The sequence below is a fragment of the Amycolatopsis rubida genome, assembly GCF_900115345.1.
Classification (GTDB): Bacteria; Actinomycetota; Actinomycetes; order Mycobacteriales; family Pseudonocardiaceae; genus Amycolatopsis; species Amycolatopsis rubida.
The window spans coordinates 105,726-121,095 of record NZ_FOWC01000015.1; the positions used below are offsets into that span (position 1 = coordinate 105,726).

General features: G+C 70.3%; 12 protein-coding genes. 5 read left to right on the forward strand and 7 right to left on the reverse strand.

Going from position 1 to position 15,370, the window contains the following annotated elements; translation table 11 throughout:
• Positions 1-2 precede the first annotated feature (2 nt).
• Positions 3-2,741 carry a DNA polymerase I gene (gene polA / locus BM362_RS37645; protein ID WP_093576399.1) on the forward strand — a complete coding sequence of 913 codons (2,739 nt, stop codon included), beginning with the start codon at positions 3-5 and terminating at the stop codon, positions 2,739-2,741.
• A 685-nt stretch (positions 2,742-3,426) separates the two neighbouring features.
• Here the strand turns inward: polA and BM362_RS37650 are convergent.
• The 5 genes from BM362_RS37650 to BM362_RS37670 form a co-directional block, all read right to left on the reverse strand.
• The gene (locus BM362_RS37650; protein WP_067582020.1) at positions 3,427-3,996 is read right to left on the reverse strand and encodes a TetR/AcrR family transcriptional regulator; all 570 of its coding nucleotides are present in this window, start codon (positions 3,994-3,996) and stop codon (positions 3,427-3,429) included.
• On the reverse strand, positions 3,993-5,888 hold the full coding sequence (locus BM362_RS37655) for a YhgE/Pip domain-containing protein (protein WP_093576450.1): 1,896 nt from the start codon (positions 5,886-5,888) through the stop codon (positions 3,993-3,995). Before BM362_RS37655 ends, BM362_RS37650 begins: the two co-directional genes overlap by 4 nt.
• Positions 5,889-5,914: 26 nt before the next feature.
• Positions 5,915-6,643 (reverse strand): ABC transporter ATP-binding protein, encoded by a 729-nt coding sequence (locus BM362_RS37660; protein ID WP_093576400.1) that lies wholly within the window; start codon positions 6,641-6,643, stop codon positions 5,915-5,917.
• Between the two features lie 108 nt (positions 6,644-6,751).
• Positions 6,752-7,645, reverse strand: a complete 894-nt coding sequence (locus tag BM362_RS37665) for a GNAT family N-acetyltransferase (protein ID WP_244287413.1) — start codon at positions 7,643-7,645, stop codon at positions 6,752-6,754.
• Between the two features lie 17 nt (positions 7,646-7,662).
• Positions 7,663-8,526, reverse strand: coding sequence for a class I SAM-dependent methyltransferase (locus BM362_RS37670; RefSeq protein ID WP_093576401.1), 864 nt, complete (start codon positions 8,524-8,526; stop codon positions 7,663-7,665).
• A gap of 346 nt (positions 8,527-8,872) precedes the next feature.
• Between BM362_RS37670 and rpsA the strand changes: the two genes are divergently transcribed.
• Positions 8,873-10,366 carry a 30S ribosomal protein S1 gene (gene rpsA, locus BM362_RS37675; protein ID WP_037818097.1) on the forward strand — a complete coding sequence of 498 codons (1,494 nt, stop codon included), beginning with the start codon at positions 8,873-8,875 and terminating at the stop codon, positions 10,364-10,366.
• Positions 10,367-10,631: 265 nt separating this feature from the next.
• On the opposite strand, the gene BM362_RS37685 is transcribed toward rpsA, so the two are convergent.
• Positions 10,632-11,264, reverse strand: coding sequence for a TetR/AcrR family transcriptional regulator (locus BM362_RS37685; protein ID WP_067582033.1), 633 nt, complete (start codon positions 11,262-11,264; stop codon positions 10,632-10,634).
• Positions 11,265-11,423: 159 nt separating this feature from the next.
• Between BM362_RS37685 and BM362_RS37690 the strand changes: the two genes are divergently transcribed.
• Positions 11,424-11,864, forward strand: coding sequence for an OsmC family protein (locus tag BM362_RS37690; RefSeq protein ID WP_067582036.1), 441 nt, complete (start codon positions 11,424-11,426; stop codon positions 11,862-11,864).
• 70 nt (positions 11,865-11,934) lie between these two features.
• On the opposite strand, the gene BM362_RS37695 is transcribed toward BM362_RS37690, so the two are convergent.
• The gene (locus tag BM362_RS37695) at positions 11,935-12,156 is read right to left on the reverse strand and encodes a hypothetical protein (protein WP_037818102.1); all 222 of its coding nucleotides are present in this window, start codon (positions 12,154-12,156) and stop codon (positions 11,935-11,937) included.
• A gap of 317 nt (positions 12,157-12,473) precedes the next feature.
• On the opposite strand from BM362_RS37695, the gene coaE reads away from it, so the two are divergent.
• The gene (gene coaE, locus BM362_RS37700) at positions 12,474-13,658 is read left to right on the forward strand and encodes a dephospho-CoA kinase (protein WP_093576402.1); all 1,185 of its coding nucleotides are present in this window, start codon (positions 12,474-12,476) and stop codon (positions 13,656-13,658) included.
• Positions 13,549-15,045, forward strand: coding sequence for a threonine--tRNA ligase (gene thrS / locus BM362_RS37705; RefSeq protein WP_280142768.1), 1,497 nt, complete (start codon positions 13,549-13,551; stop codon positions 15,043-15,045). The genes coaE and thrS overlap by 110 nt, the downstream gene beginning before the upstream one ends.
• The last annotated feature ends 325 nt before the right edge of the window (positions 15,046-15,370 follow it).

Sequence of the window (15,370 nt, forward strand, 5' to 3'; positions counted from 1 at the left end):
CCGTGAGCCCGACCGAGAACCGAACCGTTGCCAACGCCACAGGCGCCGCCGCCGCGAAAGACCGCCCCCGGCTGCTGCTGATCGACGGCCATTCGATGGCCTACCGCGCCTTCTTCGCCCTGCCCGCGGAGAATTTCCGCACGAAGACCGGGCAGGTCACCAACGCGGTCTTCGGCTTCACCTCGATGCTCATCAACCTGCTGCGCGACGAGAAGCCGACGCACCTCGCGGTGGCCTTCGATCTCTCGCGCAAGACCTTCCGGTCGGAGACGTACGCCGGCTACAAGGCCAACCGCAGCGCCACGCCGGACGAGTTCCGCGGCCAGGTCGACCTGGTCAAAGAGGTGCTCGAGGTGCTCGGCATCCCTTCGCTCACGAAGGAGAACTACGAGGCCGACGACGTCATCGCCACGCTCACCACGCAGGCGGGCGAGGACTACGACGTCCTCATCTGCACCGGCGACCGCGACGCGTTGCAGCTCGTCACCGACCGGGTGACCGTTTTGTACCCGAAGCGGGGCGTCTCCGACCTCGTGCGGTTCACGCCGGACGCGGTGGAAGAGAAATACGGCCTCACGCCGACGCAGTACCCGGACTTCGCGGCCCTGCGCGGCGACCCGTCGGACAACCTGCCCGGCATCCCCGGCGTGGGGGAGAAGACCGCGGCCAAGTGGATCCGGCAGTTCGGCAGCCTGGCCGGCCTGATCGACCGGGTCGACGAGGTCAAGGGCAAGGTCGGCACCGCGCTGCGCGAGCACCTCTCCTCGGTCCAGCTCAACCGGCAGCTCACCGAGCTGGTCCGCGACGTGCCGCTGGAGTCCGTGCCGGACCAGCTGGAGCTGCGCCCGTGGGACCGCGAGGCAGTGCACCGGCTCTTCGACGAGCTGGAGTTCCGCGTCCTGCGCGACCGGCTGTTCGAGACCCTGAGCAGCGCCGAACCGGAGGCCGAGGAGGGCTTCGAGGTGTCCGGTTCCGCGCTCTCGCCCGGCGCGCTCGGCGGGTGGCTCGAAGCGCACGCCGGTGCGGCCGAGCCGGTCGCGCTGTCGTTCCGGACGACTGGCTCGTCGGTCCGCTCCGACCTCAAGGCGGTCGCCTTCGCCACGGCTGAGGGCGAGGGCGCCTACGTCGACGTCACCGCGATGGACGAGGCGGACGACCGGGCGTTGTCGGCGTGGCTGGCGGACCCGAAGATCCGCAAGATCGGCCACGACCTGAAGGTGGCCCTGCACGCGGTGCGCGCCCGCGGCTGGACGTTCGGCGGGCTGACCATGGACACCGCGCTCGCCGCGTACCTCGCGCGGCCGGGGCAGCGCACGTTCGGGCTGGACGACTTGGCGCTGCGCTACCTGCACCGCGAGCTGCGTTCGGAAGCTGGCGACGGAGACGGTCAGCTGTCACTGCTCGACGGCGGCGCGGACGAGCTGGAGCAGAAGGAAATTTCCGCCGAACTGGTGAGGGCTCGCGCCGTCTTCGAGCTGGCCGGCGCGCTGGCCGCCGAGCTGGCGGAACTCGGCGGCGCGAAGCTGCTGGCCGAGCTGGAGCTGCCGCTGCTGGAAGTCATCACCGAACTCGAAGCGGCGGGCATCGCGGTCGACGTCGACCAGCTCACCGAGCTGGAGGCGCACTATCTCAGCCGGGTCACGCAGGCCGCGGAATCCGCGTACGAGGTGATCGGCAAGCAGATCAACCTGGGTTCGCCGAAGCAGTTGCAGGTGGTGCTGTTCGACGAGCTGGGCATGCCGAAGACCAAGCGCACCAAGACCGGCTACACCACCGACGCGGACGCGCTGCAGTCGCTGTTCGAGAAGACCGAGCATCCGTTCCTGCAGCACATGCTGGAACACCGCGACGCGACGCGGCTGCGCACCACGGTCGAGGGCTTGATCAAATCGGTCGCCGACGACGGGCGCATCCACACCACGCTGCAGCAGACCATCGCGGCCACCGGACGGCTGTCGTCGATCGAGCCGAACCTGCAGAACATCCCGGTGCGCACCGAGGAAGGCAGGCGCATCCGCGACGCGTTCGTGGTCGGCGACGGCTACGCCGAGCTGATGACCGCGGACTACAGCCAGATCGAAATGCGGATCATGGCGCATCTGTCGAAGGACGAGGGACTCATCGAGGCCTTCAACAGCGGCGAGGACCTGCACACGTTCGTGGCGTCGCGCGCGTTTTCCGTGCCCGCCGCGGAAATCACGCCGGAACAGCGCTACCGCGTCAAGGCGATGTCCTACGGGCTGGCGTACGGCTTGTCGGCATACGGCCTGTCGCAGCAGCTGAAGATCTCGACCGAAGACGCGAAAGAGCAGATGGAGGCGTACTTCTCGCGGTTCGGCGGGGTGCGCGACTACCTGCAGTCGGTCGTCGGCGAGGCGGCGAAGCGCGGGTACACCGAGACGATCTTCGGCCGCCGCCGCTACCTGCCGGACCTCAACAGCGACAACCGGCAGCGCCGCGAAATGGCCGAGCGGATGGCGCTGAACGCCCCGATCCAGGGCAGCGCGGCCGATATCATCAAGGTGGCGATGCTGAACGTGCACCGCGCCCTCGCCGAAGCGGGTTCGCGCAGCCGCGTGCTGCTCCAGGTCCACGACGAACTGGTCCTGGAAATCGCCGACGGCGAGCGTTCGGACGTCGAGAAACTGGTCCGCGAAGGCATGGGCTCGGCGGCGGAACTGGCCGTGCCGCTGGAGGTTTCGGTCGGGTACGGGCGGTCGTGGAACGAGGCCGCGCACTGAGCTGAGGAACCTGGCCCGGGGCCGGTCCGCGACCGGTCCCGGGTACTCCCGCGCAGCGGTTTCGCGGCGGGAACCGGATTCGGGGAGCGGGCGACGGAATCCGGCCAGGCGGCCGCGAATCGGCGGAGCGCGCGACCCGATCGGCGGTGCCATCCGGGCGCGAGCGGGAGCTGGCGCGGCGGGCGAAGGACTCCGGCAGGCCGCTCGCGATTCGGCGGGCGGGGCGAGGCAATCGGCCGCACACGCGGGCAAGCGAACGCGCACCGGCGCGGCCAACGGAACCGACGGCGAATTCGGCCAGGCCGCCACGCGGACCAAGTGCGTGAGGGGAAGAACCCTGAGGGAATCAGGTTCCCGCAGGGTTCCCCTCACGGCCCGGAAACCGCAGGCGTTGTCTCACGAGCGCCAGGCGCGATGTCGCCGTCAGGCGACGAGCCGAGACGACCACCATCCGGGATTCACCCGCCCGCTTGCCCGGTCAGCGGTACCCCCGTGACCGCGACCCCACTTAGCGTGACTCACGCGGGAACGACCGACCCGGAAGGACCGAGCAATGATCAAACGCCTGTTCCAGACCGTCCTGCGGCACGGATGCTGCTCCGCCTGCACCGGCAAGGGCTGCGGCTGCTGCGCGAACTGCCACTGACCCCCAGGGGCCCGGCGCGGAAAGCCGGGCCCCGCCACGTCACCTCTTGACCCCGCGAATCAACAACATCACCGACCCGAGCACGTCCGCCCGGTCCCGCGCGGGATGGAACACCTGCCAATCCAGCGCCACCACGAGCATCGTCCCGAACAACCCGGCCGCAGCAGTAGCGATATCCAACCCGGCGGGCAACCGCCCAGCCGCGTCCAATCGCTCCAGCTGCGCCTTCACGACAGCGATCAGTTCCTCCCGCAGCAACGCCAACGTGTCATGCCACCGCCCGGGCGTATGCCACAACTCGCTGACCACGATCTGCGAAAACCCGGGATACTCCGCGATGAACTCCAGCGTCGTATCCACCTGGGCCTCGATCACCGCCAGCGGATCGTCATCCGACCCCGCCGCCCGCAACCGCCCGGCGAGCAGATCCACGCCGAACCGCAGCAGCGCGTCGACCAGCCCGTCCTTGGACCCGAAGTTGTAATAAACGGTGCCCTTGGCGACCCCGGCCTCAGCCGCTATGTCGTCCACCGTCAGCCCGACCAGCCCGCGGCTGGCCGAAAGCCGCAAGGTGGCCTCGAAGAGCTTCCGTTTGGTCGTTTCTCTCACAGGCTCAGCTCGGGCTTGAGTGCCGAGACCGACCACACCCGGTGTTTGCGCGCCGCGAGAGTGGACAGCAGGATCCCGCCGACGAGGTAGGCGGCCAGCACCCCTACGTCACCGAGGATCTGCAGCGAAGCGCCGGAATACAGCAGGTGCCGGAAGCCGTCGATGGCGTAGCCCATGGGCAGCACGATGTGCAGCGGATAGAGCGCGTCCGGGATCGTCTGCCACGGGAACGTGCCGCCCGCGCTCACCAGCTGCAGCACCAGCAGCACGAGCCCGAGGAACTTGCCGACCGCGCCGAAGAGCGCGTTCAGCGCGTGCACGATCGAGGTGAAGGCCAGCGACACCAGGCAGGCGAAGCCGATCGCGCCCAGCGGATGCGCCACGTGGATGCCGACCAGCCAGGTCACCGCGGCGAACAGCACGATCACCTGCCCCAGCCCCAGCACGGCCGAGGACATCCAGCCGCCGAGCGCGACCCGCAGCGGGGACGCCCCGGCGGTGAGCGCGCGCTTCGACAGCGGGCGGATCAGCAGGAACAGCACGAACGCGCCGATCCAGGTGGCCAGCGAGATGAAGAACGGCGCGAGCCCGGCCCCGTAGGTGCCCGCGGACGCGACGCCGTTCGACGTGACCGCGACCGGGTCGGCGATCGTGTTCGCGGTGGCGGTCCGGGTCGGGTCGTCCGGGTTCGGGATCTGCTTCAGTCCGGCGGCCAGTCCGTCGCGCAGCTTCACCGAACCGTCGGCGAGCTGGTCGGTGCCGGTGACCGCGGTCTTCTCGCCGTCGTTGAGCTTCGCCGCGCCGTCGCGCAGCTGCTTCGCGCCGTCGGACGCCTGCGCGATCCCGCTGGCCAGCTGCGGCGAGGCCGACGCGAGCTGATGCGCCCCGTCGGACACCTGCCGGGCGCCGCTGGAGAGCTTCTGCAGGTCTCCGTTCGCGGACTGGATCTTCCCGTTCGCCTCGTTGACCGGGGAACGAAGCTGGTCGAGGCGGGAGAGGATGTCGTTGACCTGGCTGTCGGAGAGCCCGGCGTCGTGCAGTTGCGTGTTCAGCTGGGAGCGGTAACTGTCGAGACGGCTTTGCAGGTCGCTCGACGCGGACGCGGCCAGCGACGAGGCGTCCGCGACCTTCTGGTTGCCGTCGGCCACCTGGCCCGCGCCGTCGGCGAGCTTCTGCGTCTGGCTCGGCAGCTGCGCGGTGCTCGATGTGAGCGTGCCCAATCCGGTGGCGAGGCTGGCCGAACCGGTCGCGAGCTGGCTCGCTCCGTCGGCCAGTTGATGTTGCCCGGTCTGGAGTTTCCCCGCTCCGTCGGCAAGCTGCTTGGCACCGTCGGTGGCCTCGGAGATCTTGCCGTAGATGGTGGAGAAGCCGACGAGGAACTTGTCCGCCGCCTCGCTGCCCACCTTCTCCGCGATCGTCTTGCGGACCTGGTCGGCCACCTGTTTCGCGATGGTGCCGGACAGATAGTTGTTGGCGTCGTTGGTGGTCAGCGTGATGGTCGCCTGCTGCGGCTCGAAATTGCCGGACGACAGCAGCGCCTTCGAGAAGTCGTGCGGGATGCCGATGGCGAAGGAGTACTTGTCGTCCCGCACGCCGTCCCGAGCGTCCTTTTCGGACACTTGGTGCCACTGGAAGGTGCCGGACTTCACCAGTTCGTCGGTGACCTCGCGGCCGACGTTGCGCTCGGCCCCGCCGGAGTCCTTCGCGCCCGCGTCCTCGGTGAACACGGCGGCGGGCAGCTTGTCGAGACGGCCGTACGGGTCGTAGTTCGCGTAGAGGTAGAACGACGCGTACAGCAGCGGCACCATCACGAGCGCGAACATGGCGAGCTTCGGCAGCGTCCCGGTGGACAGCCTGCGCAGCTCGTTGAGCGCGATCCGGAACGCGTTCAGTCCGCCGGCCCGCTTGTGGGGGGTGGTCATGCCCGGTCTCCCTCGGAGTTCTCGGTTTCGGCGGTCAGTTCGGCGGTTTCCGGGAGCTGCTTGGTCTGCTCGGCTTCGGCGGGTTCCGGCGGGGCGTACAGCCGGACCGGGTCCGGCTGCTCGGCCTCGCCGACCTTGGCGGGCGGGAACGGAAGCGCCGGCTCCGGCGTCGTCGCGGCGAGCACGGCCACCGCGAACCCGCGCGCGGCGTGCTCCTTCGCGACCGCGGTCCAGGTCTCGACGTCGCTGGTGTGCCGGTCGGGCGTGTCGAGGACGAGCACGCGCACCCCGTCGCGTTCGGCGGCCAGCGCGGTGAGCAGCCGGATGCGCAACGCCGGTTCGAGGTTCTCGAACCGGCTGTCGGCATACGGAGCCGCGTCGTGCTGGGAGAGCCAAGCTGTGACAGCATCCTTGCTGGAAGGACGGTGTGCGAGCGCCAGTTCTTCGCCGGTGACGACGCGCAGCGACAAGGCCTCGTCCGGCTCGCTGACCCCCGGCGCGTCCACGACGGCCACGAGCCGCCGCAGGTCGCCCTCCGGTTCGGCGGTCACGGTGCCGGTGGTCGGCTTCAGCCGTCCGGCCAGCGCCAGCGCCAGCGCGGTGATGCCGACGCCCGGTTCGCCGTGCACGACGGTGAGGCAGCCCTCCTCGACGGTGAGCGAGGTAGGCGGCAACAAGGGGCCGTGGGGGCCCTTCAGGGACACCCGGTCGGCACGGACCTGCACAGGACACACTCCACGGATTTTGAACTGACTAGTCAGTTCAAAAGTTAGACCTGACCTGGAGGCGTCGGCAAGGCGGCTCGCCGGACGTCACACCAAAGAGCGGCGGGCTCAGCGCAGGGCCCACGCAGGGTGCGCTTCCCAGGACGTCCACAGCGGCCGGTAGCCCTGCCGGTGCCAGAACACCGACGACAGGGGATTGGTCGGGTTGTAGTAGAGGTAGGTGCCGGTCGCGCCCTGGTTCAGCAGTTCGCGGTGTGCGCGGGCCATCAGTGCGCGGCCGATCCCGCGGCCGCGGCTGCCCGGGGCGGTGACGACGTTGTTCACGTACCCCCACCGGCCGGTCGGCAGCAGTTCGGCGGCCTCGTTCCCGGGCATGGATTCGACCCAGTCGCATTGCGCGAGCGCCGCCACCTCGCCGTCGGCCTCGGCGAGCCAGGTCGCCTTCTCGCCGAGCGCGCGGCGCAGCGCCGGGCCGAGCAGTTCCGCGGTCTGTTCGCGTTTCCGGTGCGCGACCAGGCCGGTGTAGTCGAAGGTCGCCGTGCACAAGGCCAGCGCCGCGGGGTAGTCGTCCGGTCCGGCGAGGCGGATCGACGCGTCGGCAGCGGTGTCTTCCGGTGCGACGGCGGGGCGAACGGCCAATGCGGACAACGGGACCAGCCCGTGGTCGAGAAAGGCCCGGATGGCCTCGGCGTCGCGGCTCGGCCAGGTGACGACGCACGCCGAATCGGCGCCCGGCGCTTCGGTGTCCACTTGGGACCGCAGTGCGCCGAGCAGCGCGTCGAACGCTTCGGTGCCTGCCGTTTCCGGATCCGGGAACAGCTGCCACACCTCGGCCGCCGACCACAGCAGGGGAACGTCGCCCGGACCGTGCCGGTAGCGCTGGAGCATCGCGGAAACCTGCGTGCCCGACGCGGTCACCGCGCGCAGCCGGTCGCCGCTCGCGAGCGGGACGGGCGGCGGCAGGAGCGGGTCGAGTTCGGCGAATCGGCCTGCGGAGCTCACTGCCGCAGCGTAGCCGGTCAGTCGCGGCGCGTGCGGAAGATGGCGGTGCCGGGGAACAGCCTGCCGCGCAGCGGGCTCCACTGGCCCCAGGCGCGGGTGTGGCCCTGCGGCCATTCCGGCTCGACGAGGTCTTCCAGCGCGTAGCCTTCGGAGGCGAGCGCGCGCACGTAGTCCCCGAGCGTGCGGTGGTATTCGACGTACGTCGCCGTGCCGTCGTCGTCCACCTCGACGTATGGCGTGCGGTCGAAGTAGGGCTGGGTCGCGGTGAGCCCCTGCGGCCCGGGATCGTCCGGAAAGATCCACCGCATCGGGTGGGTCACCGAGAACACCCATGGCGCGCCGGGGCGCAGCACCCGGCGCACTTCGCCGAACACGGTCTCCAGCGACGGCACGAAGGGGAGCGCGCCGAACGCGGAGCACGCGATGTCGAAGCTCGCCGCGGCGAACGGAAGCCGCTCGGCGTTCGCCTGCACGAGGGGGACCGCCGCGCCGGTGCGGGCGTTCCCTTCGCGGGCGTGGCGGAGCATGCCGCCGGACAGGTCGGTGGCGACGGGTTCGGCTCCGGCGGCCGCGAGCCAGCGCGAGCACGCGGCCTGTCCGCAGCCGACTTCGAGCACTCGCTTGCCGCGCACGTCGCCGAGCAGTCGCGCGTCCTCTTCGCGCACGCCCTCCGGGCACCAGACGAAATCGGCGTCGCCGAGGAATCCGCCGTGGGTGGCCTGGTAGTCGTCGGCATCCGCGTCCCACCAGGCCAGATTCGCCGCTTCCGCTTCGTTTCCGCCGACTTCGCGATGGGCGACGCCGACGGTGCCGAGCCGTTCCTCTGCACTCGCGTGGCGGTCGCCGGACAGGGCCGCCGGTGCCGCGGCGGGCTCGGGCATGCGGGTCTCCTCTCCCGGGTGCGGCCGGCTGGGCGCGGGGAATGCCCGGACCGGCGGAAACGTTGCGAAGAAGGTACCGGGAGCCGAGGGCGACCCTGATTGTGTCCCCCGGACAGGCCCGCGTACGATACGTGTTAGCGCAGTGGGGTTCGCGCTGCCTGGGTGACTACCCACCGGGGCCGCGCATCGTCAGCGGGTCATGCCGCGGTCGTTCACTGGTGGAACGTTTGGTCACCGGACGTTTGAGCAGGGTCGTCGCATGCCAGTTGCGGGGCCCGCCGCGTGCACCGCCGGTAGCCAACTTCACGTCCACCTACGACACCCATCCACCGGAGCAACCCGCCTAATGACCACCGACACCGCCACCGCCCCGACCGCCCCGACCGGGGCCCCGCAGGTCGCCATCAACGACATCGGGTCGGAGGAAGACTTCCTCGCGGCTATCGACAAGACGATCAAGTACTTCAACGATGGGGACATCGTCGAGGGCACCATCGTCAAGGTCGACCGCGACGAGGTCCTGCTCGACATCGGGTACAAGACCGAGGGCGTCATCCCCTCGCGCGAGCTGTCCATCAAGCACGATGTCGACCCGGCCGAGGTTGTCGCCGTCGGCGATGAGGTCGAAGCCCTTGTCCTCCAGAAGGAGGACAAGGAAGGCCGTCTGATCCTGTCCAAGAAGCGCGCCCAGTACGAGCGCGCCTGGGGCACGATCGAGGAGCTCAAGGAGAAGGACGAGCCCGTCAAGGGCACCGTCATCGAGGTCGTCAAGGGCGGCCTCATCCTGGACATCGGCCTGCGCGGCTTCCTGCCCGCGTCGCTGGTCGAGATGCGCCGCGTGCGCGACCTGCAGCCCTACGTGGGCCGCGAGCTCGAGGCGAAGATCATCGAGCTGGACAAGAACCGCAACAACGTGGTTTTGTCGCGGCGCGCCTACCTGGAGCAGACCCAGTCCGAGGTGCGCAGCGAGTTCCTCAACGCGCTCGCCAAGGGCCAGGTCCGCAAGGGCGTCGTGTCCTCCATCGTCAACTTCGGCGCCTTCGTGGACCTGGGCGGCGTCGACGGCCTGGTGCACGTCTCCGAGCTGTCCTGGAAGCACATCGACCACCCGTCCGAGGTCGTCGAGGTCGGCCAGGAGGTCACGGTCGAGGTCCTGGACGTCGACATGGACCGCGAGCGCGTCTCGCTGTCGCTGAAGGCGACCCAGGAAGACCCGTGGCGCCAGTTCGCCCGCACCCACGCGATCGGCCAGATCGTGCCGGGCAAGGTCACCAAGCTCGTCCCGTTCGGCGCGTTCGTCCGCGTCGAGGAGGGCATCGAGGGCCTGGTGCACATCTCCGAGCTGGCCGAGCGCCACGTGGAGATCCCGGAGCAGGTCGTGCAGGTCAACGGCGACGTCATGGTCAAGGTCATCGACATCGACCTCGAGCGCCGTCGCATCTCGCTGTCGCTGAAGCAGGCGAACGAGGGCGTCACGCCGGAGACCGAGTTCGACCCCACCCAGTACGGCATGGCCGCCGAGTACGACGCCGAGGGCAACTACATCTACCCCGAAGGCTTCGACCCGGACACGCAGGAGTGGCAGGAAGGCTTCGACAAGCAGCGCGAGGAGTGGGAGCGGCAGTACGCCGAGGCCCACACGCGCTACGAGGCGCACATGGCCCAGGTCAAGAAGGCCGCCGAGGCCGACGCCGAAGCCGCTGCCGACGCTGCCACCGGCATCGAGGGCGGCGACCAGAGCTACACCTCGTCCGCCCCGGTCGAGGCGAAGAGCGGCGGCACGCTCGCCAGCGACGAGCAGCTCGCGGCTCTGCGCGAGAAGCTGTCGGGCGGCGCGTGAGCGACTGACTCGCTGAGTCTCTGACACGTTCGGCCCCGGTTCACCTGGACCGGGGCCGAACTGTTTTCCGGGTCTTTTCGCGCTGGTCGGCCGCGCAACCGGCGGTCGCCGCGCGGCTGTGCGAGGACGTCGGGCGGGCAGACCCGGTCGGTTCTCGCGACGAACTCGTGCGCGGCACCCCCCGACCGCAACGCCGGGTCCGGGTCGTAGTCGTGCACGGAAGGCTCGAACACCGGGCCGAGCTGTTGCCCGTGCCGTGCGCGGGTCAGGTGCGCAGGCCGAGTCCGTCGATCGTCGCGTGCACTCCCCGGCGGTAGATGGTTTCGTGCGCGGATTCGTCGGAGCTGAGGAACCAGTCGTCGAGCGGGCTTTGCGAGCGGATCGTCAGCTCGACGCTCACCAGCCCGTGCATGGAGGTCCAGAGCAGATAACCGCATTCCTGCGCGAGGACTCCCGGCGGGCAGACCCGGTCGATCTTCGCGACGAACTCGGCGAAACTGGTGCGCAGCACTCCCGACCGCAACGCCGGGTCCGGGTCGTAGTCGTGCACCGAACGCTCGAACATCAAGCCGTAGCGGGCCGGGCTTTCCAGCGCGAACCGGCGGTAGGCGAGTGCGACCTCGACCAGGTCGGCGATTCCGTCGCCGCCGGACTGCGGAGCGGCGCGCAGTTCCTCGCCCAGCAGGTCGAAAGCCCGTTCGTACAAGGCGTCCAGCAGGCCGGTGCGGCCGCCGAAGCGCGTGTACACCGTGATCGTGGACGCCCCGGCCTGTTCGGCCACCGCGCGCACCGTCAACCCGGCGACGCCTCGCTCGCTGAGGACGGTCAGCGCCGCGTCGAGGAACCGGCCGCGGTTGTGCTGCTCCGCCGGCCGTGTCGAGAGATGCCGGGTGGCCATCTCCCACCCCCTTTTGCCCGTGCTCCGCGGCAAGCGCGTCCGCTTCTCGCAAGCAGAAGATACGATATTCACGGCTTCTTGGGAACGTCGTTCCCGGACCGTCCACAGGCGACCGCCCGGAGCGGGCGGGCAGTGCCGAGCGGAAGGAATCCGTCCCCCATGACCCAGCCGGAACCCGGCACTGTCGTCGTCACCGATGCCGGGAGCGGCCGCTACACCCAGCGAGTCACGACCGCAGGCCACGAATTCCTCGCCGACGAACCGACGGGCGCGGGCGGCGCGGACGCCGGTCCCACGCCGTACGATCTTTTGCTGTCCGCGCTCGGCGCCTGCACGTCGATGACGCTGCGGATGTACGCCGACCGCAAGGGAATCCCGCTGGCCCGCACGACCGTCCGGCTCCGGCACGACCGGGTGCACGCCCGCGACTGCGAACGCTGCGAGACCGAGGCCGGGCTGATCAGCCGGATCACCCGGGAAATCTCCCTGGAAGGCGACCTCGACGACGCCCAGCGCGCGCGATTGCTGGACATCGCGGACAAATGCCCGGTGCACCGCACGCTGAGCCACGAGATCGCGATCGAAACCCACGCCATCTGATCCTGGCTGGCCGGTGAAGGAGTCCTTCACCGATCTTCGTCGCGGCGGCGGAGAAACCAGGCGGGGAGGGTCAGGCGCGTTCCAGCGAAACCGAGGGGACCCAGGCGCGTTCCAGTGCGGCTTCGCGGGCACGACGGCGGAGGCCGGCCAGACTGTGCTTCGCGGGCACGAGCAGCGCGCTGAACCACGTGCGCCGGTACTCCGCCAATGCGTCCGAGACCTGGCGATAGGAGACGCAGTGCACCAGACCCGGGGTGCCGAGCCGGTGCTTCCCGACGTGCTTCTCCGCCATTGTTCCTCCGTGTGGGCGACCCTTCCGCCGCGCACGGTACGCACTCGACCCGCGAAAACAGCGCAAGCGCGCGGCGTGTCACCCACATCAGTTCGGCTACGCCCGAAAATGTGCTTGCGTTTGCGCGGAGGGTGTGCGGGTACGTGTGCGGCTGCACGTGCAGGGGGTCCGGCGTCGCCTGAGCGGGTGACGGCGGGCTCGTTGCCCAACCGACCACAAGCAGGCCGACCCTGCTGGGGAACGTGACGGTTGCCGCGACGTCGTTCGGCCGTGGCTGTGGCCGGATGAGCGGCCATCGGCACAAGTAAGGTGTGGCCATGCTGCGAGTGGGCCTGACGGGCGGGATCGGTGCGGGGAAGTCGACGGTGGCGAACCGGCTGGCCGAACACGGGGCCGTCGTCATCGACTCCGACCGCATCGCGCGCGAGGTCGTGGAGCCGGGCACGCCCGGGCTGGCCGCGCTGGCCGAAGCGTTCGGCGAGGAAATCCTCGCGGAGGACGGTTCGCTGGACCGTCCCGCGCTCGCCGCGCGCGCGTTCGCGGACGACGAATCGCGCAACCGGCTGAACTCGATCGTGCATCCGCTGGTCGGGCAGCGCACCGGCGAGCTGATGGCCGGGGCGGCCGACGACGCGATCGTGGTGCACGACGTGCCGCTGCTGGTGGAGAACGACCTCGCGCCCGCGTATCACCTGGTCCTGGTGGTCGACGCGCCGGTGGAGGTGCGAGTGCGCCGGCTCGTCGAGGTGCGCGGCATGCCCGAAGCCGACGCGCGGGCGCGGATCCGGGCGCAGGCCGCGGAGGAACAGCGTCGCGCCGTCGCGGACGTCTGGCTCGACAACGGCGGCACGCCGGACGTTGTGCTCGCCGAGGTGGACGCGTTGTGGGCGGACCGGCTGATTCCGTTCGAGGCGAACCTCCGGCTGCGCAAACCGCGTCCGCCCGCCTCGCCGGTGATCTCGCCGTACGACTCGGGCTGGCCCTTGCAGGCCGAACGCCGGCTGGCGCGGCTGCGGCAGATCGCGGGTTCGCGGCTGGTGCGCGCGGACCACATCGGGTCCACCGCGGTGCCGGGGCTGCCCGCCAAGGACATCCTCGACCTCCAGCTCACAGTGTCCTCTTTGGACGATGCGGACGCGATCGCCGAGGATCTCGCCGACGCCGGTTTCCCGCGCCGCGAAGGCGAATGGTGGGACGACCCGCAGGGCGGCGACGGGAAGTGGGTCAAGCGGTTCCACCAGAGCGCCGACCCGAAGCGGCCGGTCAACCTGCACGTCCGGTCCACCGAAACCCCGGCGTGGCGGCTCGCGCTGATGTTCCGCGACTGGATCCGCGCGCATCCGGACGAGCGCGACAGCTACGCGCGGGTGAAGGAAGAACTGGCGCGCAAGCATGCCGCGGACGGCACGGTCGAGCAGTACGCGGAAGAGAAGCAGGGCTGGGTCAACGAGGCGTTCGTGCGCGCGGAGAAGTGGGCCGGGCAAAGCGGCTGGAAGCCCTGAGCCGGAAAACCAGGTGCGGGCCCGCCGGGCGCGGGGTTACCGTTCGCGGTATGAAGCGCGCCCCGTCCACGACGACGCCGGATCCCGTCCCGGCGCGCTGAACACTGCCATTTCGAGCCCGGGGCGAGCGCCCCGGGCTCTGTTGTGCGCTCGCCTCGCCTTCCGTGAGGAGACCGCCATGCCTGACCACCGCACACTCGGCCGGGAACTCGGCCTGTTCGGCAGCGACCCGCTGATCGGGGCCGGACTGCCGTATCTGCTGCCCGGCGGAGCCGCCGTGCGGCACGTGCTGGAGGAGTACGTCCGCGAGGTCGAACGCCGCGCCGGCTACCGGCACGTGGTGTCGCCGGTGCTGGGGAAACGCGAGCTCTACGAGCTTTCCGGCCACTGGGCGCATTACCGCGACGACATGTTCCCGCCGATGGATCTCGGCGGCGAGCAGGTCGTGCTGCGGCCGAGCCTGTGCCCGCACCACGCGCTGATCTACCGGTCCCGCGCGCACAGCCACCGCGAACTGCCGCTGCGGCTGGCCGAACTCGGCGGGATGTACCGCGCCGAACTGTCCGGCGTCCTCGGCGGGCTCAGCCGGGTGCGCGCGATCCAGTTGAACGACGCGCACATCTTCTGCCTTCCCGAGCAGGTCGGCGCGGAGGTGCGGGGTGCGCTCGCGCTGATCCGCCGCGGGTACCGGGACCTCGGCCTGAAACCCGCGCGCTACCGCCTTTCCTTGCCGGACAACCGCGGTAAGTACGCCGGTGCCGCCGACGCGTGGGAGCGCGCGGCCGAGGTGCTCGTCGACGCACTCGAGGGCATCGAGTACGAACGCGGTCCGGGCGAAGCCGCGTTCTACGGCCCGAAGATCGACGTCCAGATCGCCGACAGTTCCGGCCGCGAATCGACCCTGTCCACCGTCCAGATCGACCTGCACCAGCCGAAGCGGTTCGGGCTCGAATACGTCGGCCCGGACGGCCGCGCGCACCGGCCGGTCCTGGTGCACCGCGCGGTGCTCGGCAGCCTGGAACGCGTGCTGGCACACCTGATCGAGGTGCACGGCGGCGCGTTCCCGCCGTGGCTGGCCCCGGTGCAGGTCGCGGTGCTTCCGGTCGGCGACGCGGAACTTCCGGCGGCCGAAGCGGTCGCGGAGGAGGCGATGGACGCCGGGTTGCGCGCCGAAGTCGTCGCGGCGGACCGGGGGAGTCTGGGCTCTCGCATCCGCGACCGCCGGCTGGTGCCGTACCAGGCGGTGATCGGCCCGCGAGAGGCCGCCGCGGATCTGATCGCACCTCGGCTCCGGGACGGTCGGAAGCTGGATCCGTTGCCGGGGAGGGAATTCGTCGCCGCAGTGGTCGCCCGGGCAGCATCCCGCTCCGAAGTCCTGTGGAGCTGAAAGCGGCCCGCTGAGGTTTCTCGGTGGTTGCGGTGCGCGGCGGGGTTCGCGGTAATGGTGCTGGTCGGGGTGCTGCGGCGCGCCGGGCGGTTTTCTCCTGCACAGACCTCGCCACCGCACGCCGGGCCTGCGGCGGCCGGGGCGAGAGCCCGCGCGGGCGCAGTGCGCGAAGCCGCCCTTGGCCGCTGGCTCCGGTCGGGCTCGGGCGAGCGGGACCCGACCCGGCCGGATGCTGCGCATCGCCGCAGCTACTGAGAAAACTCCAATGCGGCATGGGGTTTCTCAGTAGTGCGCGGGGTTCGCGCCCCGTCGACGGGCCCTTCAC